This is a genomic window from Butyrivibrio sp. XPD2002, from assembly GCF_000423945.1.
Taxonomy (GTDB): Bacteria; Bacillota; Clostridia; order Lachnospirales; family Lachnospiraceae; genus Butyrivibrio.
In genome coordinates this window covers 36,662-54,774 of sequence record NZ_AUIY01000017.1, presented here as the reverse complement: position 1 = coordinate 54,774, position 18,113 = coordinate 36,662, and the positions used below count along the sequence as shown (strand labels likewise).

The 18,113-nt window shown below is 39.1% G+C and carries 20 protein-coding genes; 17 read left to right on the top strand and 3 right to left on the bottom strand.

Annotated elements, in window-relative coordinates:
- The first annotated feature begins 12 nt into the window (after window positions 1-12).
- From G587_RS22235 to G587_RS0109620, 5 genes are all read left to right on the top strand, one after another.
- Complete coding sequence (locus G587_RS22235; protein WP_051200940.1) at window positions 13-552, top strand: SGNH/GDSL hydrolase family protein; 540 nt, start codon at window positions 13-15, stop codon at window positions 550-552.
- A gap of 674 nt (window positions 553-1,226) precedes the next feature.
- Window positions 1,227-2,030, top strand: coding sequence for an ATP-binding protein (locus G587_RS22230; protein WP_242830064.1), 804 nt, complete (start codon window positions 1,227-1,229; stop codon window positions 2,028-2,030).
- Between the two features lie 63 nt (window positions 2,031-2,093).
- On the top strand, window positions 2,094-2,591 hold the full coding sequence (locus G587_RS0109630) for a hypothetical protein (protein ID WP_026492062.1): 498 nt from the start codon (window positions 2,094-2,096) through the stop codon (window positions 2,589-2,591).
- A 395-nt stretch (window positions 2,592-2,986) separates the two neighbouring features.
- Entirely contained in the window at window positions 2,987-4,522 is a 1,536-nt protein-coding gene (locus tag G587_RS0109625; RefSeq protein ID WP_026492061.1) for a methyl-accepting chemotaxis protein, read from the top strand.
- A 393-nt stretch (window positions 4,523-4,915) separates the two neighbouring features.
- Window positions 4,916-5,422 carry a nitroreductase family protein gene (locus tag G587_RS0109620; protein ID WP_026492060.1) on the top strand — a complete coding sequence of 169 codons (507 nt, stop codon included), beginning with the start codon at window positions 4,916-4,918 and terminating at the stop codon, window positions 5,420-5,422.
- Between the two features lie 519 nt (window positions 5,423-5,941).
- Here the strand turns inward: G587_RS0109620 and G587_RS25865 are convergent.
- Genes G587_RS25865 through G587_RS25860 form a run of 3 tightly spaced genes read right to left on the bottom strand, consistent with a single transcriptional unit; the run spans window position 5,942 to window position 7,063 of the window.
- The gene (locus G587_RS25865) at window positions 5,942-6,319 is read right to left on the bottom strand and encodes a hypothetical protein (RefSeq protein WP_026666369.1); all 378 of its coding nucleotides are present in this window, start codon (window positions 6,317-6,319) and stop codon (window positions 5,942-5,944) included.
- The gene (locus G587_RS22225; RefSeq protein WP_051200939.1) at window positions 6,312-6,788 is read right to left on the bottom strand and encodes a DUF5688 family protein; all 477 of its coding nucleotides are present in this window, start codon (window positions 6,786-6,788) and stop codon (window positions 6,312-6,314) included. The genes G587_RS25865 and G587_RS22225 overlap by 8 nt, the downstream gene beginning before the upstream one ends.
- A gap of 14 nt (window positions 6,789-6,802) precedes the next feature.
- Entirely contained in the window at window positions 6,803-7,063 is a 261-nt protein-coding gene (locus tag G587_RS25860; RefSeq protein WP_196812549.1) for a hypothetical protein, read from the bottom strand.
- A gap of 314 nt (window positions 7,064-7,377) precedes the next feature.
- On the opposite strand from G587_RS25860, the gene G587_RS0109605 reads away from it, so the two are divergent.
- From G587_RS0109605 to G587_RS0109550, 12 genes are all read left to right on the top strand, one after another.
- Window positions 7,378-7,929, top strand: coding sequence for a type I restriction endonuclease (locus G587_RS0109605; RefSeq protein WP_026492058.1), 552 nt, complete (start codon window positions 7,378-7,380; stop codon window positions 7,927-7,929).
- 117 nt (window positions 7,930-8,046) lie between these two features.
- On the top strand, window positions 8,047-8,250 hold the full coding sequence (locus G587_RS0109600) for an excisionase (RefSeq protein WP_022761692.1): 204 nt from the start codon (window positions 8,047-8,049) through the stop codon (window positions 8,248-8,250).
- 82 nt (window positions 8,251-8,332) lie between these two features.
- Window positions 8,333-9,463, top strand: coding sequence for a tyrosine-type recombinase/integrase (locus G587_RS0109595; protein WP_026492057.1), 1,131 nt, complete (start codon window positions 8,333-8,335; stop codon window positions 9,461-9,463).
- Window positions 9,464-9,578: 115 nt separating this feature from the next.
- Entirely contained in the window at window positions 9,579-10,676 is a 1,098-nt protein-coding gene (gene ychF / locus G587_RS0109590) for a redox-regulated ATPase YchF (RefSeq protein ID WP_026492056.1), read from the top strand.
- Window positions 10,677-10,915: 239 nt separating this feature from the next.
- Window positions 10,916-11,854, top strand: a complete 939-nt coding sequence (locus G587_RS22220) for a CPBP family intramembrane glutamic endopeptidase (protein WP_051200938.1) — start codon at window positions 10,916-10,918, stop codon at window positions 11,852-11,854.
- A 41-nt stretch (window positions 11,855-11,895) separates the two neighbouring features.
- Entirely contained in the window at window positions 11,896-12,963 is a 1,068-nt protein-coding gene (locus G587_RS0109580) for an SPFH domain-containing protein (protein ID WP_026492055.1), read from the top strand.
- Window positions 12,963-13,160: a PTS ascorbate transporter subunit IIC gene (locus G587_RS0109575; protein ID WP_026492054.1), complete on the top strand. Its 198-nt coding sequence runs from the start codon at window positions 12,963-12,965 to the stop codon at window positions 13,158-13,160. The genes G587_RS0109580 and G587_RS0109575 overlap by 1 nt, the downstream gene beginning before the upstream one ends.
- Window positions 13,161-13,326: 166 nt before the next feature.
- Window positions 13,327-14,466 carry an SLC13 family permease gene (locus tag G587_RS0109570; RefSeq protein ID WP_026492053.1) on the top strand — a complete coding sequence of 380 codons (1,140 nt, stop codon included), beginning with the start codon at window positions 13,327-13,329 and terminating at the stop codon, window positions 14,464-14,466.
- Between the two features lie 234 nt (window positions 14,467-14,700).
- On the top strand, window positions 14,701-15,507 hold the full coding sequence (locus G587_RS0109565; protein WP_026492052.1) for a hypothetical protein: 807 nt from the start codon (window positions 14,701-14,703) through the stop codon (window positions 15,505-15,507).
- A 695-nt stretch (window positions 15,508-16,202) separates the two neighbouring features.
- Window positions 16,203-16,643 carry a division/cell wall cluster transcriptional repressor MraZ gene (gene mraZ, locus G587_RS0109560; protein ID WP_026492051.1) on the top strand — a complete coding sequence of 147 codons (441 nt, stop codon included), beginning with the start codon at window positions 16,203-16,205 and terminating at the stop codon, window positions 16,641-16,643.
- A 40-nt stretch (window positions 16,644-16,683) separates the two neighbouring features.
- On the top strand, window positions 16,684-17,628 hold the full coding sequence (rsmH, locus tag G587_RS0109555) for a 16S rRNA (cytosine(1402)-N(4))-methyltransferase RsmH (protein WP_026492050.1): 945 nt from the start codon (window positions 16,684-16,686) through the stop codon (window positions 17,626-17,628).
- Between the two features lie 40 nt (window positions 17,629-17,668).
- On the top strand, window positions 17,669-18,109 hold the full coding sequence (locus tag G587_RS0109550) for a cell division protein FtsL (protein ID WP_026492049.1): 441 nt from the start codon (window positions 17,669-17,671) through the stop codon (window positions 18,107-18,109).
- The last annotated feature ends 4 nt before the right edge of the window (window positions 18,110-18,113 follow it).

Here is an 18,113-nt window from a genome sequence, read left to right as displayed (position 1 = left end):
GAGAGGAACGGTATGAGAACACTTTTTATTGGAAACAGTCACACTTACTTCAATGATATGCCAAAGATTTTTAAAGACATCTGTGCTGAGAATGGAATTGATATGCAGGTAACTATGCTTACAAAGGGCGGAATGGGCCTGGATTACCATGCTGAGAATGAGCAGACCAGATTCAACATCCTTTTCGGAGACTATGATTTCGTAATATTGCAGCATGTGGCACATCCTATGGGTGAGTTCGAGGATATGGAGAAAGCGGCTGATACTATCATGGAATGGATCAGGCAGACAAAGGCTGTGCCCTGCTACTATATGACCTGGACTGAAGAGAATAATGAAGAGTTTCAGCCTGAAATGTCAGCAAGGTATAGAAAATTAGCAAAGAAACACGATTGCCTCGTGGCTCCTGTGGGTGAAAAATGGTGGGAGGAATATCATAAGAATCCTGCTGTGGATCTTTATTTTGAGGATAGAAGACACGCATCACCTGCAGGGTCAAAGCTTGCGGCGGAAACTATATTTGAGACGCTAAGAGGTGTGTTATATACTTAATTATGTAAAACAAAAATTATTCGTGCTAATGATCAATTACAGGTGATTGACATGAAGAGGAAAACTGCAAAAGAAATCCTGACAGCTTATTTTTAGGAGCTTACGGCGAAAAAGGATATTGATAAGATTACCATACAGGAAATAGCAGACAACTGTGAGTATTCACCAATTAGAATAATTGCTTTTTTAATTGTTATTAGCTATTATTTTAGCTACTTGGTACACCCTTATATTTCCAACAAACTTGGTATAACACAGCTGATGGCCGGAGGTGTATGAAAGTTGTCACTACACGTTTTTACAAATCCGTCCTGATATGGTAATATATATTCGCTGTGTCAGGACTATTTTTATGTCATAATAGATAAATGGTGCCCGGCGTGGTACTCGGTACAATAAGCTGAGATAACAAATGGCTTAAATAAAGCATTTTTAAAAGGAGATACATAAAAAATGAAACTAGGAATCGGCGTCAGTGCCTGATTTCACGTATCTCTCCATAAGTTCTTAAGCCTTATTATTTCGGAATTCCCACATATCATAGATTTCACACAAATTCCCATATCTTCATAAAAAAATATAAAATATTGGCGTAGAGGTGGCGTAAGTACTGGCGTAGTTCGGCAGACCTGGCCATGATGATAAGTAAGTGATAATAATAGTTACTTCCCAAAATGAGCCTTGCCCAGCTTCTATCAGATAATTCTCATATACCGCTCAGAGTTTCAATATTTGAGGGAAAAACGAAGAGTGCGCCTTTGTTTTCTGTTCGAGAATTTGGCAATAATTGTATTCTTTATTCGTTGGATAGTTTGCTCCAGTATGGAGATGTTTTGAATATTATACAAGCGGATGAAACAGACAGAGTCGTTGAACGCAAAGAAGTACCTTTGTTTGATAACAAAGCATTTCGCGAGGCTATTATTAATGCAGTACTTCATAATTATTGGGCGTCCGGAAATGAACCGATGATTTCAGTTTATTCTGATAGAATCGAAATATTATCCAGAGGAACGTTGGCACCGGCACAGACAATGGAAGGGTTTTATCTTGGTGAGTCTGTTCCGGTTAATGAGAAATTATCTGAGATATTCTTGCAACTGCATATAAGTGAAAAGTCTGGAAGAGGAGTTCCTACCATTATTGACACATATGGCAAGGATGCCATTACCTTTAGAGAAAATTCAATTGTGGTTACGATTCCGTTTAACAGGCTTAATGAAGTTGGTAAAAAGGTTGGTAAAAAGGTTGGTAAAAAAGTTGGTAATTCCGATGTGGATAGACCCATATTAAATCCCAGAAGGCAGACAATACTACTGGAAATTGAGCAGAATCCATATGTAACAAAACACGAGCTTTCAGAAATAATAGGTATAAGCACTACAGCCATTGATAATAATATTGCGTATTTGAGAAATAATGGTTTTATTGAGAGGGTTGGTAAAACTAAAGGTGGATATTGGAAGGTTATTGAGTAATTAAACCAGAATTAGAAATTAAAAAATATTAAATGGTAAGGAAAGTGGAAAAAGAGTGCTATTATGACAGAACAATTCAAATGGGTAGATTATTACGAGGAGTTTGCATCAAAGCTTCTTGAGTATAGGAACAACAGAAAAGAACTTATAGGTAAAATTGTAAAAGTTTATGATAGCATCGAAATGAAGCTTCCTAAACTAGAAGCAAACGGTATACCGGAAGACATAGATCCATTTACTATTTTTGGATTGTTTAATAAAGGCATTACTAATGATAATCGAATTTCCATTTTAGGAGGAATTGCAAAGGAATTTTCTATTAGTGCAGAAGTTCCACATGACTTTGATGGTATTCCCGTTCTTAATAATATGATGGCTACTTTTTATGCTTTTGAAGGTGATGAGCGTAAAAATGATAGTGACATTCAGAACTTGTGGACTGTTTTTGAGAGTGCTATTAAGCTTGCAAAGCAAGATGACTCTTCGAATAGAGCAAGTAGGAAGTGCAGGGGAATGATCCCTACATTAAAAGAACCAGGATTAGACAGTTTCAATAACTGATTAACCCTGGTTTTGTTTATTATCACAAGAGACCCTCAAACCAGCCCCTCAAACCAGCCCCTCAAACTAGACCCTCAAAATGATTGACCCTCAAAAACTTTGAATACCCAAAATATCTTTACATAGACCAGCAAAGGTCGGAGACGTCCGATACTTACTGGTCTATTTTTATGTCCAAAATCAGGTGCACATGGAAAAGGGCATAACGAAACTATCAACCATATTTTTATTTTTAGAAAGGAGAGTAATACAAGGTGAAATAAATAATTCATTTCAACGCAGAGATTTTTAATAATAATTTCAGAGATATTTTCTTATGAGAATTTGCGGAATTTAGTAAAATAGTTGTGACAATCTAGTTAACATAAACCATTTATCTCAGGAGGTAATTATCAATGAATAAAAAATCTGCTTTTGAAGTATACCTGTCTGCGGTTTTTAAATGGGGTATTACTGCACTGGTATCGGCCTGTATGTTTGCTACAGCAATGTTCATAGTAGAAAAGACAATTGGCTTTTATCAGGTTATCCCTTGGATCGCAGTAATAATTTTCGGTATCATGGATGTGTGTTTCTTTATTACAGGAATGCTGATTCTTAAGTCTTCATTTGATGAAGATGGATATTTAAAAGATGGAAAACTTCAAATAGGAAAGATTTTCTGCTCAGTTGTTCTTATCCTTCAGTGGAACTACATTATTTACATGGTTCCGACCAGAACATTCTGGGGATTTTTATGTTTCTTCCTGATACTTATCGGATTCTTTATGGATATTAAGCTACTGTCCGTTACCGGCAGTATTTGTATTGTTTCTATGTTTATTGCATGGTTTGTCAGAGGCACAGCTCTTTTGCCAGTAAAAGACGAACTCTTTATTACAGATGTAATCATGTGTGTTGTAGGCCTTGTGCTTTCGTTAGCCGGCCTTGTAATGTTCTTATTCTTTGTTTCACACTTTTTGATTACTGCCAAAAAGGATGAGCTTGAAGAGAACAACAGGCGTGTTACAGGTGTTATGGATGCTGTTCGTTCAATATCTTCCAAGATGGTAACTGCAGGAACAACTCTTTTGGATATCTCATCAAGTGAGAGCGCTTCAGCAGAAGAGCTATCAGCAACAAGTGATGAGCTTGTTAAAAACAGTAATATTCTTGGTAATAAAGCAGATGAGAGTATGGCAAACTTGTCAGAGCTTAATGATTGCGCAAGCATTGTAGAAGAAAATGTTGAGACTGTTGAGAAGACATCTGACAACCTTCTTAAGAAGTCAAAAGAAAATGAGAAATCATTAAATGATCTTCAGGGAATAAATTCTGAAGTTTCTGATTCTATGGCAGTTACAACAGATATTGCAGACAGACTTCTAAAGGCAGTAGAAGAAATTGGAACAACGCTTGAACTTATTCAGGGAATTTCGTCATCAACAAGCCTTCTTGCTCTTAATGCTTCAATTGAGGCCGCAAGAGCGGGTGATGCTGGAAAGGGATTTGCTGTTGTAGCAACTGAAGTTGGTAAGCTTGCAGAAAACACGCAGAGCTCACTTAAGGACGTTGGTGCAATAATTGAAAGAGTTCAGAAGAACGTAGAAGAGATTACAGGACAGGTTGAGATAAATGCCAATAAGCTTGCTGAACAGAATGAACAGTTTAAGACAGTATTTGGCGACATAAGTGAAATGACTACAATGCTGAATGATTCGGTTAATGCAATTGAAGAGATGAATGAGGCACATAAACGCCAGTCAGAAATCATCAAAAAAACTGTTGAGATTAACCAGAATATCGCAGAGAGTATCAGAAGTGAGAACGAGCAGTTTGTGGCTATCAGTACCATGGCTGGAAATAATGCTACAAATACTGAGCATGTTGCACAGCAGGCTAGTGCAATCAATGACATGGTTGATGAGATTAATCGTCTTCTAAATAATTAAAAAGATGTGAGTGTCAAAAGACTGTGCCTTCTAAAAAAGAGGGCACAGTCTTTTTTTTATTTAATACGAGGAAATTGCGCCTTGTCGGCGCAACCTTGAATTAAAGGCCCGGACAAGACCGGACCATGCAAAGCGGAGGTATGCAGAGTATTATTATCAGTCTACCTCATCAAAGAATTCATCATCTTCGTGCATAAAGTAAGAAATTTTTCACTGACATTTTTAAAATTCATCCCGTATAATTGAGGATGAGTTATTTAACTTATACTTAGTAAATTCGCCGGAGGAACGAGATTCATGAAATTTGCTATGTTACTGTGGAGTTTTGGATTTTTTGAATAACTGACATATCTTTTAAATAACAGAATCAATGTAGCAAAGGAGATTATAGATATGGAATTTAATAAAGTTATTCAGAAGAGAGAGTCTGTTCGTAAGTACAGCGATACAAAGCCAACAGAAGATCAAGTGAAATATATTCTAGAAGCGGGGCGCTTAGCACCAACAGCTTTTAATAAACAACCACAACGAGTGTATATACTAAAAAGTGGAGAAGCTCTTCAGAGGATGGACAGTGTTCATCCATGCCGTAATGGAGCACCGATGGTAATTCTAGTATGTTCCGATAAAAATGCTGCAAGTAATTTTCAGGGTGGAAATAGCTATTTGACAGATGGTGTTATTGCAGCAACACATATGATGCTGGCAGCAACAGATATAGGATTGGATACATGTTGGGCTGGAGTGAATGATGTTCTTAAAACACAGAAGGTTTTTGACCTGCCAGAAAACATCTATCCTATTTGTTTCCTGGATTTGGGATTTCGCGCTAGCGATTTCAAAGGTGTATCTAGCGATAAAAAAAGGAATCCAATTGATTCAGTGGTAACTATTTTATAAAAAATTGCGGCGTAGCCTTAGGGCGATTGTAAAGCAGGAGTCATAACCTGCCGCCGTATTTACTCCTGAAGAGGAGTATAGCGGAAAATTCCACGCTAATTAATGCAGCGCTGTGCCGGAAAAGTCACTGCATGTTTTTACAAATCCGTCCTGACATGGTAATATATATTCGCTGTGTCAGGGCTATTTTTATGTCATAATAGATAAATGGTGCCCGGCGTGGTACTCGGTACAATAAGCTGAGATAACAAATGGCTTAAATAAAGCATTTTTAAAAGGAGATACATAAAAAATGAAACTTGGAATCGTAATTAATTACCGGTTTCATATAAATGCTTATATTTCCTTAAATGCTGATAAATAGTGGCTTTGAAGAGTGCTTGGTCGATTTCGGAGTGGATGAAAATGCTTATAAATCCTTATATTTGATTTTGGATTGTAACAGTAAATGTAACACCAAGAGGAAGTCTAAATACAGAGAAAATGGAAAAGAAGATGGATAGAAAAAAGTAAAACCTGTCAGGTATTCCTGTCAGGTTTATTTGTTTTTGGAGGAAGAGTAAGGGCTTCTTCCAAAGTGTAGCCGTGAGTTATCCGATATTCGAAAAGCTTGCGGCTAATATTGTAATGTTCGCACAGTTTAGTTTTGCTTTTGTAGATATGCCCTAAGTGATCTTCACATCGCATTCCACCAGTATGTTTTACAGGACGTGTAAGAGCTTCCTTAAGTGACAAATGATATACTCGGATTCTTCTCTTTAAGGTCTCTGGGGAAATGTTGTAATGTTCACACATATCTTTGATTGAAGGATATGTATTTCCAAGATGATCTTGGCATGGCTTGTTTCGCTTCTTTTTTAATTCTTGGATATCCTCTATTGAGTTTACTTTATTCATTCAGAATATTATCGGTGATAACAATGCTTGCGGTTCCATTCTCGGTTTTTTCGACCTCGATGTAATAGATTACAGCGAGATCTTCTATGGCGGTAAAAGGCTTTCCTTGAAGATACTCTTCGTTGCGGGATTTGTTTACCAGCTTTGCGTGGATTTTGTCTTTGACTTTATCTAGACAAGTAAAATCATTCACATCAGGGAAAGGATTCTCACAACTTTCTGAGCGTATAGATGCTACTGCTTGCATGATTTCTTCAAAATTCTTGCCATTCTCATATTGTTCAAAGAACTGATTGAGATAGATATTGGGGCAGATGTTTGATTCAGGTTTCTTTATGGTGAGACCATCGAGGTGGATGGAATTGTTTTTAATGACGGTATGAATGGAAACCTCTGCATTTGAATATGATTCCGGTAAGTATTCCAGGATATGGCTTTTAATTTCGCTTTTAAATTCTTCGTAATTCATAGTCTCTAATCTCCTTATACTGCGATTGAGCGCAGGTACTCCTGCTTGCTTTTATTTATGGCAGATAAAATTGTGCGGTTGAACATTGGAGTTGGTTTGTATGTATTGTCTTCCTGTAGCACGCTAACTGTGCGAACTTCTTCGGGATCGCCTAAAATAACGTCCAGACGTCCGTCAATGTATTCTCCTTTTCTTGTAATGCTCTGGAATACATTTTCTTCAGGAAGAATGAGAGAAGCCCAGGCCTCTTTCCAACGGAAGCTCAATTCTATCATTTTAAAAAATACGGATTATTTGGAATGGCTATTCTATACATGTAAGCGTTTAAAACCAACAATTGAATTATTTGGAGCCACAGGGACAACTATGACTAATCTGAGTAAAGGTAAATTTTCTAGGTTGAAGATAGTGACTCCATGCGAAGATGTAATAATAGAGTTTCATGAAACGGTAAAACCAATGTTAGAAAGAATACTGCTACTACAAAAGGAGAATGAAAACCTTATAAGACAAAGGGATAGTTTAGCCAAAAGGTTGATATATAAGAATATAAATTTTGACAATTAATGTGGAAGGTAGGTGCGTCAATATGCGTAATTTCATATCAGAAGATGATATTGAACAGGCCATCCTCTCTGAGTTGAAAGAGGAACCATACAAATATGACATAATCATCTGCGACGCTGATCCCAGCAAGAGAGATGATTTGAATGATGGAACCGGGCGGGCTTCAAAGAAGGAGTGCGTCCTTCCGGCTGTGCTTGAAAAGTCTCTGAAAAAGATTAATCCGAACATTGCTCCGGAGCATATTGACCGCATCGTTAAAACACTTCGACAGGACTATACAGGTACAGATATCGTTGCAACGAATTACAAGCTATATCAGCAGATCCGGAACAATATTAAAATCAACGTTCGCAGAAATGGTAAGGAAGATTTTGATTTCGTTAAGCTGGTAGACTTTGAGCATCCAGAGAATAACACTTTTACAGCAGTGTCTCAGATGTGGATCCAAGGTAAGGTTTATTATCGCAGACCGGACATTTTGATATTCATCAATGGTTTGCCGATGGTATTTATAGAACTGAAAAATAGTATTGTTAGAATTGATGCTGATTTCAAATTCGGATGTTCACTATAATGCTCGCGCAGATGAAGGGGTACTTGCAGACGTAATATACGGAAACGAAGAATAATTATCAAGATGAAAAAAATCAATTGTCTACTAAATAAAAAATAATTTAGGAGATATTGATTTATGAATTATAAAGATATAAGAATTAGTGAAAAAATATTATTGACTATAGATGAAGCAGCTTTGATAAGCAATATAGGTCAAAATAAATTATCAGAACTGTTAAAGAAACCATCTTGCCCTTTCGTGTTCTATGTTGGACGAAAAAAACTAGTTAAAAGAGAAGCATTTGAAAAGTATATAAACGAAAACATAGAAGTAGATTGAATAAATGTAACACAAAGGAGCTTATTTATGGTATTATATAAGGTACTGTATTTAGGCTTCTTTTTCACGAAAGGAGCTTATTATGGGAAAAGACTTAAAAGGTAAAGAGCTGGGTGTAGGTATTACTCAGCAGAAAGATGGTCTTTATAATGCAGGCTTTGTAGATAAGTTAGGGAAAAGGAGAGTAAAGCGATTTAAGAAACTACAGGAATGTAGGAAATGGCTTGATGAAGCGAAGTACATAGATGAGCACAGTAGCATAACAGAAGCAAATTCAATGATGGTAGATGCTTTCTTTGATTACTGGATTTCTATAAAAGAAAAAACGGTAAGACCCAATACAGTGAGAAATTATAGAGAGCGATATCATCATAATATCAGCAAAGTTATAGGAAAAATGCTTCTTGTTGAGGTTAAACCTATTCATTGCCAGAAGATATTTAGCGATATGGCTGAAGAAGGATATAAGACATCGACAATGTATCAGACTAGAATAGCATTATACAATATGCTGGAGTTTGCTAAGGAAAATGATATTATAATCCATAATCCTTGCAAAAAGTCAGTGCGTAGTGATATAGGAAAACCTTCGGAAGAAAAAAGAGCCTTGGAGAAGGCTGATCAGAAACGCTTCCTAGAGTATGCACGAGATCAGAGCTACGAAAATCAGTATAGATTCATTTTACAGACAGGCCTGAGAACAGGAGAACTTGTCGGACTAAAATGGTCAGATATTGATTTTGAAAAGAAGGTGCTAACAATTAGCCGGTCTATGGAGTATAGGCATTCTACAAAGGAATGGCGAATCGGGGAGCCTAAAAGTGCATCTGGATACAGAACAATTCCGCTAACAAGTGAAGCTATAAAGATTTTAAAAGACCAGAAGTTAAAGAATAGTACAATTAAAGTGATTCCGATGGAGTGGAGAGAATTTGTATTCCTTTGCCGGAAGGGAACACCGATAAAGAATAGCACTTATGATACTGCATTGTATAAAATATGCAAAAATGCTAACATTAACTCATTTGGAATGCATATCCTAAGGCATACTTTCGCGACCAGATGCATTGAAGCGGGAATGAAGCCAAAAACTCTTCAGAAGCTTCTTGGACATTCTAATATTGGAATAACTATGAATTTGTACGTCACAACTACAGAGGATGAAAAGCAAAAAGAAATCGAGCTTGTAGAGGAAGCATTGAAAGTTATATAAGTTCATAAAAATGCTTATATATTATTTTTCTGTGTAACACTAATTGTAACACCTTGAAAAGGTGATGGCTCGAAATGCTTGTAAAATCAACACTTTTAAAGGAGATAAGATAAATATGAAACTAGGAATCGTGGGGCTTCCGAACGTCGGAAAGAGTACCCTTTTCAATTCACTTACAAACGCAGGAGCACTTGCTGCAAACTATCCTTTCGCAACAATCGACCCTAATGTGGGAATCGTTGCTGTACCGGATAAGAGACTGCAGCTCCTTGGTGACCTCTATCATTCCAAGAAGGTTACACCTGCAACAATCGAGTTCGTTGATATCGCTGGACTTGTTAAGGGTGCATCCAAGGGTGAAGGCCTTGGAAACCAGTTCCTTGCAAACATCCGTGAGACAGATGCAATCGTACACGTTGTAAGATGCTTCGAGGATCCTAATGTTGTACACGTAGACGGAAGCGTTGATCCTGCAAGAGATATTGATACAATCAACCTTGAGCTTGTATTTGCTGATCTCGAAGTGCTTGAGAGAAGAATTGCAAAGACCACCAAGGCTGCAAGAATGGACAAGACAGCAGCTAAGGAGCTTGAGCTTCTTAATAAGATTAAGGAAGTTCTTGAGTCAGGTAAGATGGCAAGAGAGCTTGAGCTCGATGATGAGGACGAGAAGGCTCTTATGAACACCTATGACCTTCTTACATGGAAGCCTGTTATCTACGCAGCTAACGTCAAGGATGATGACCTTGCAGATGATGGTGCATCTAACCAGTATGTGGCAGCAGTTCGTGAGCTTGCAGCAAAGTCCGGCAGCGAAGTATTTGTTATCAGTGCTCAGATTGAAGCTGAGATTTCAGAGCTTGAGGCTGACGAGAAGGCAGAGTTCCTTGAGAGCATGGGACTTTCAGAGTCAGGTCTTGATAAGCTTATCGCAGCAAGCTACAGAACTCTCGGTCTTATGAGTTTCCTTACATCAGGTGAGGATGAGACTAGAGCATGGACTATAAAAATCGGAACCAAGGCACCTCAGGCAGCAGGTAAGATCCACACAGACTTTGAGAGAGGATTCATCAAGGCTGAGGTTATCAATTATGAGGATCTTCTTCGCGAGGGCTCAATTGCAGCAGCAAAGGAGAAGGGCCTTGTCCGCATGGAAGGTAAAGAATATGTTGTACAGGATGGAGATGTAATCCTGTTCAGATTCAACGTGTGATACTGCAAAGCATCGCAGCAAAATAAAGAAGGTACCAATGCAAGCTGGCTTGCTGATTGGTGCCTTCTTTTATTTTGGTATGAAGCGCGCAGCGCTTCAATGAGGAATTGCGAAGCAATTTCGAGTCTGCGGTCTTTGTTATATTTGATGCTTAGAAGAACTGTTGACATTTAGAATATTAATGATATCATAATGATATCAAATAGATAAAAGTTACATCCCAAAGAAAGAGGTATATTATGAACACTACAAAAAACACAGACACAAAATTAATGAAATACCTTCGCTGGGTATTTATAATCGCCTGGGTAATGCAGGTTGCAGTATGGATGCTATATCAGAACGGAGGGGCGGCGGCAGGTCAGCTCCTGATGGCAGTTATGATGTATGTGCCGCTTGTTGCAACACTGATATCCGGAGTAAAGCTTAAGGGAATGGGCTGGAAGCCTAAATTCAAGGGGAATATCGGAACACTGCTGTTTTCATGGTTTGGTCCGTTTCTTCTTACACTGATAGGCGCAGCTATATACTTCCTTATTTTCCCTAAGCATCTTGATTTGACAGGACAGTATATAATGGCTGCTTCAGGAGAGGCAGGAGAAGCCGCTATGAAGGCACTTGAAGCACAGGGGCTTACCTATCAGACATACATGCTTATTACATCTGCATCTTCTGCACTGTATGCACCGCTTTTAAATATGTTCGTAGCGGTCGGTGAGGAAGCAGGCTGGAGAGGATATATGTCTCCCGTCCTTAAGGAGAAATTCGGCAGAACAAAGGGCATCATAATCGGCGGCATTATCTGGGGCATGTGGCACTGGCCTCTCATAGGCTTCATCGGATATGAATACGGCCCCAGCTATTTCGGATTCCCTGTTACAGGAATGCTGGTATTTTGCATATTCACAATTACACTTGGAATTTTGTGTGACGCGGTTTATGAAAAGAGCGGATGCATTTGGTTTCCTGCAATTTTACATGGATCAATAAATGCAGCAGCGACTATTCCGATGGCACTTTGTGTGCCGGATACCGGAAACTTCAGACTTTTGGGACCCGCTCCCAACGCCATCCTGGCAGGGCTTCCGATGATGATTGTTGCGGCACTTATCTTTAGATCAAGATATGCGGGCAGTAATGCAGAGGTAGCAGATTTTCAGAAAACAGAACTTCAATAAGACATAAATATATAAACAGACTGATTTAGGAGGTAAATGTTATGAATGAAATAGTACAGGAAAAAATTATAAAGGGACATAAAAACGGAATGGCAATGATGCTTATGTTTGGCTGCATCTATGTGCTTTCAATAGTACTCCTGGTGTTCACTGCCATGGGACTTGATGGCGCTTCAGTATATATCACAGCTGCTACATCTGAAGGCATTAATTTATTCTTGTTTATTCTTAGCTGTGCGTATGTTGCTCTTGGCTGGTTCCCCTTACTTGGGCTTAAGGTTTTGAAGCCTGGTGAAGCTCTGGTGCTTACACTTTTTGGCAAGTACATCGGAACTCTTAAGGAGGATGGTTTCTACTATGTAAATCCTTTCTGCACAGCCTTCAATCCTGCAGCTGACACTAAGCTTGGCCAGAGCGGAGATATCGCTGATAATAAGAAGCTTGCAGGCATAACCATTAATGGTGGAGAGATGCAGATGGCTGGCGCGGGCACATCAAAGAAAATCTCACTTAAGGTTATGACACTTAGCAATTCCAGACAGAAGGTTAATGATTTACTTGGTAATCCTGTAGAAGTAGCTGTTGCGGTTATGTGGAAGGTTACAGATACAGCAAAGGCTGTGTTCTCAGTTGATAACTACAAGGAGTACTTATCACTTCAGAGTGACACCGCAGTAAGAAATGTTGTTAAGCTTTATCCCTATGATATTACTGAAAATGTTGATACAACAGGTGACGGACAGGCTGATGACGGAAGTCTTCGCGGATCAACAGAGCTTGTAGCTCAGCGCATAAAGGCTGAAATCCAGAGTAAGGTTGCTGATGCAGGTATTGAAATAGTTGATGCTAGAATCACATATCTTGCATACGCTCCCGAGATTGCAGCAGCTATGCTTCAGAGACAGCAGGCAGCAGCGGTAGTAGATGCCAGAAAGCTTATCGTTGACGGTGCAGTTGGAATGGTTGAGCTTGCGCTTGAGAGACTTAATGAAAAAGAGCTTGTTGAGCTTGATGAGGAGAGGAAGGCAGCTATGGTATCCAATCTTCTCGTTGTCCTTTGCGGCAATCACGATGCTCAGCCCATAGTTAATTCGGGCAGTCTATACTAATGGCTGAGAAAAAACAGGTTCCGCTTCGACTTAGTGCAAAGCTATACGATGCCATCGCTGCCTGGGCAGAGGATGACTTTCGCTCGGTGAACGGACAGATAGAATACCTCCTCACGGAATGCGTGAAGCAGAGGAAAAAGGACGGCAAGTATGTATCAGAGCATCTTGACGAGCCTCCGGAATTTGATATCAAGTAACTGTTTTTATACTTCATAATTACAGGTACGTATACTATGATGGCGGGGACAGAAATTATTTTGTCCCCGCTTTTATGTGTAATTAAAAAATATGTAGAAACAATAATCACTTTGTTGTAGACTATCTTCTCGGAGCAATTTTGTTTATACGGGAAGATTTTTTATTATGAAAAAAATATCTGTCAAAAATTATCTTAGAAAAATAGTATCTGATCCGGTTTTGGTAATAGCCTGGATACTTGCGATCATATCTGCATTTGTGGTAAGGCCTGATGCGGGATACCTTGAATATGTGGACTTCAGATCCCTGGGAATCCTGTGGGGACTGATGATTGTTATTCAGGGCTTTCGTGAGAACTCAATATTCGAGAAGATAGGAGAGAAGCTCCTTGGAAAAGTTACTACCGGTCGTCAGCTTGCAATAGTGCTGATACTCATGTGCTTTTTGGGAAGTATGTTCATCACAAATGACGTGGCTCTTATCACATTCGTTCCCTTCGCGCTTATGACGCTTCACAGCTGCAGGAGAGAAGATATGATGATTTCTGTGATCGTCCTTCAGACTGTCGCTGCGAACCTTGGAAGCATGCTCACACCCATCGGAAATCCTCAGAACCTTTATCTGTACGGACTTACGGGAATGAGTATCGGCTCCTTCATTATGTGTATGCTGCCTTACAGCATCTTTTCATTGGTGCTTTTGATGATTGCTTCATTTTTTATCAGAAATGGAAAGGGAAGCCTCGGCGAGAGAAAGGACAACTACCAGGTTGTAAAGAGCTTTGGAAGTAAGAAGCAGGTTGCGGTTTATTCGGTACTTTTTGTGCTTGCACTTTTAACTGTACTGAGAGTCCTGCCCTGGTACGTTATGGCGCTCATCATCCTTGCGGTGGTTGCTGTGATGGATGGAAAAATCCTTCTTAGAGCTGATTATATTCTGCTTCTCACTTTTATCGGGTTCTTCATCTTCACTGGAAATATGGGAAGAATCCCCGCGGTTAGAGATTTTCTGCAGAGCGTATCAGACGGAAGAGAATTCCTGATAGCCCTTATAGCAAGTCAGTTTATAAGTAATGTCCCTGCGACCCTGATGCTGTCTGGCTTCGTGTCTGACTACAAGGAGCTTCTTATCGGAGTAAATGTCGGTGGCCTCGGAACACTGATCGCATCTATGGCCAGCCTCATTTCCTTCAAGGCCTACGGCAATGATTACAAGGAAAAACGAGGAAAGTACATTATCGCGTTTACAATTGTTAATGTAGTATTCCTGGTTGCGTTGATATTGTTTAAATTAATAATTGGATAAGAATGACGTTATTTTAAGCCTTGGTTAGCAGTTTGCTAAATCAGGGCTTGACTTTTATGCCGATTTATGTAAAATATCCTTTGTCGCTTTTCTGAGGCGATAAGTATGCGTTCAGTATACTTTTTTCACATATTATGCAAATTGATTATTTTTTGTACGAACTGAGTGAAAATGATGTGATTATGGGGCCAACCCTTATGATTGCATCTGGACCTGATTTTGGAGGATATATAAATGACAGTGTCTGATTATACTTTTTTGAAGCGATTGGCTAAAAGGCAGGAAACGCTGACTAAAGAGATTGCAAAAAGAGAAAAGAGATTGAAGAAGGCCCCTGATGGGAACCTTAAGATTATAAAAAACAGGGAAAACTATCAGTATTACCAGAGGCAAAAAGGCGAGCCAATGGGAAAATACATTAAGAAGGAGAATGAAAAACTGATTACAGCCCTTGCTCAGAAACGATATGATGAGAAATATATAGCTGTGGCAAAAGAAGAAGTTAAAAATATCAAGGCTTTTCTGGATAAATATCAAAAAAAGACATCTTTAATATCGGCAGAGTTTCCGTGGGAGATAAAGAATAAAATCGACATAGCTGAAATGACTTATGATGAATATGCTTTGTGTTGGCAGAATATTGTGTATCAGCCTAAAAAGATAGACGATGGTGTGCCTTTTCATGTGACCAAAAGAGGAGAGCGTGTACGATCAAAGTCGGAAGAGCTTATTGCAAATTTACTGTATTCCAATGGAATAGCTTATAGATATGAATGTCCGGTTAGAATTTTTAATGGTGAAGTGAGATATCCAGATTTTACTATATTAAATCCTCGAAACGGAAAAGTAGTGTTTTGGGAGCACCTTGGAATGGTTGATAATACAGAATATGTTGAAAATAATTTGAAGAAGTTCAGAGATTATGAGAAAACAGGAATATTTCTTGGTGAAGAATTGCTTGTTACTGTTGAAACCCAGCAAATGCCTTTGAATAGCAAGGGGATAGAAGCTTTTATAAGTAAGCATTTTGGAAAAGATTAAACAATTCAGGCTCTTAATCTGCGGAATATGGTTGTCCTGAGAAAAATCAAAAGCAACTAGAATTGTCTGTATGATGGGATAAGTTGTCTTAGAAAAAATGAAAGGCAACTAGAATGCTCTATTTGATGAGAATAGTTGTCCGAGAGAAAAAGAAAAGCAACTAGATTGCCTTACTATATGGAAATAGTTGTCCGACGGAAAAATTAAGACAACTAAGTAGCTATGAATAACAGAAATAGTTGTCCGAAAGGAAAAATAGTACAACTAAATAACCCTGAATAAGAGAAATAGTTGTCCGAAAGGAAAACCAAGACAACTAAATGCCCCTGAATAACAGAAATAGTTGTCTGGACGAAAAAATCGAACAACTAAAATGCCCCAACCCCCAAGCTTAGTTGTCTGAAGAAAAATCAAAATAAAACCCAAGCGCATCCCAGGCCTAAAACCACCACAATAAATTAATAAAAATTTTCTAATTCTAACAAGAATGATAACAAAATCAAGATATAGCCAATCAAAACGACCAACTACAATATCTTGTATGGGCGAGCCTCCCACCAGACGGTGGGAGGCTTTTTTACGCTCAAAATCAGCCAGAACGCGGTTTCTGAAAGGTTGTTAAATAGAAAAAAATGGTATATTATACATGTAGGTGGTAAAAAGTGTCACAAAGTGGTGAAAAGTGGTAGATATTAATGGGAAAGGCGTACAAGGGCGAATACAGCCATTCAATCGATGCAAAAGGACGACTGATCATCCCAGCCAAGTTTCGCGATCTGCTGGGAGAGCAGTTTGTTGTAACGAAGGGCTTTGATGGATGTCTTTTTGCGTTTGATCAGGAAGGTTGGGACGCCTTTGAGGAGAAGCTTAAAGCTTTGCCCATGGATATACCCGGTGCCAGACAGCTTGGAAGATTCTTTATGGCAGGAGCTGACGATGTGGAGCTTGATAAACAGGGAAGAATACTTCTTAAGGCCAATTGGCTGACCCACGCTTCAATAGAGAAGGATGCGATTGTTGCCGGTGTCGGTAACCGCGTTGAAATCTGGAGCAAGGAGAAATGGGAAGAAGCTACAAGCTTTGATGATATCGACAGTATTGCTGAGAAGATGAGCGCCTACGGACTTAGCATTTAAAACCACTTAACACAAGTAACAAAAGCAAATGGTGAACAATATGGAATTCAAACACTACTCAGTACTTCTTGATGAGGTGATTGAAAATCTGAATATCGATCCTGATGGAATATACGTCGACGGAACTCTGGGCGGCGCAGGTCATTCAAGCCATATTGCAGCCAAACTATCCGATAAAGGAAGACTTATCGGAATTGATCAGGACGAGGATGCCATAAAAGCAGCATCTGAGCGACTTGAGCCTTATAAAGATAAGGTGACGATCATTCGTGACAACTATGAAAACGCAGTCAGCAGAATAAGAGAGCTTGGAATTGAAAAGGTAAATGGAATTTTACTTGATCTTGGAGTCTCTTCTTTTCAGCTTGATAACGAGGAGAGAGGCTTCACCTACAGATTCGATACTCCTCTGGACATGAGAATGGACAGAAGACAGGAGCTGACCGCCGGAACAATTGTTAATGAATTTTCCGAGATGGAAATATTTCATATTATAAGAAACTATGGCGAGGATAAATTCGCCAAGAACATTGCAAAGCATATAGTGGCAAGACGCAGCGAAAAGCCTATAGAGACCACTTTTGAATTGAACGACATTATAAAGGCTGCGATACCTGCAAGAATGAGAGAAAAGGGAGGACATCCTTCCAAGAGAACCTTCCAGGCACTGAGAATAGCCTGCAACAGAGAGCTTGACGTGCTTGAAAATTCACTTGACGGAATGATAGATTTTCTTGCTCCAGGTGGAAGAATCTGCGTGATTACCTTCCACTCACTTGAGGACCGAATAGTTAAGAACAATTTCAGGAAAAATGAAAAGCCCTGCACTTGTCCGCCGGAGATACCAATATGTGTGTGCGGCAAGAAATCAAAGGGAAAAGTTATTACAAGAAAACCAATATTGCCTTCTGAAAAAGAACTTTCGGAAAATTCCAGAAGTGCCAGCGCTAAACTGAGAGTTTTTGAAAGAAGAGAGGAAAATTAAACAAAAGGCAGTTTTCAAGAGAAATATAGAGGGACTGGTTATGGAAAAGAGATATGTTTACGGAAATACCGCAAGAAAATTAAATGAGCCCGTAAGACGCGGGGAAATGCCGCTTTACGTACAAAAGCGTGCACAGGCAAAAAGAAGAGCACACCGCATGAGCTTTGGATATTTGTTATTTTTGTCACTTGCAGTTTTGGCTACAGGTATTATACTGACATGGTATATAACTCTTCAGGCTGATATCACAGCAAGTGTTAAGCAGGTTTCCACTCTGGAGGCGCAGCTCAACACACTGAAGCAGGATAATGACGAAGCTTATAACAAGGCTGTCAGCAGTCTTGATTTGGAGGAGATAAAGCGCATTGCCATCGGTGAGTATGGCATGACTTACGCGACGGAGGGGCAGATCATAACATATTCTGATGGTGGCGGAAATGATTATGTAAGACAATTAGCTCCTATACCGGACGGAAACTAAAGTT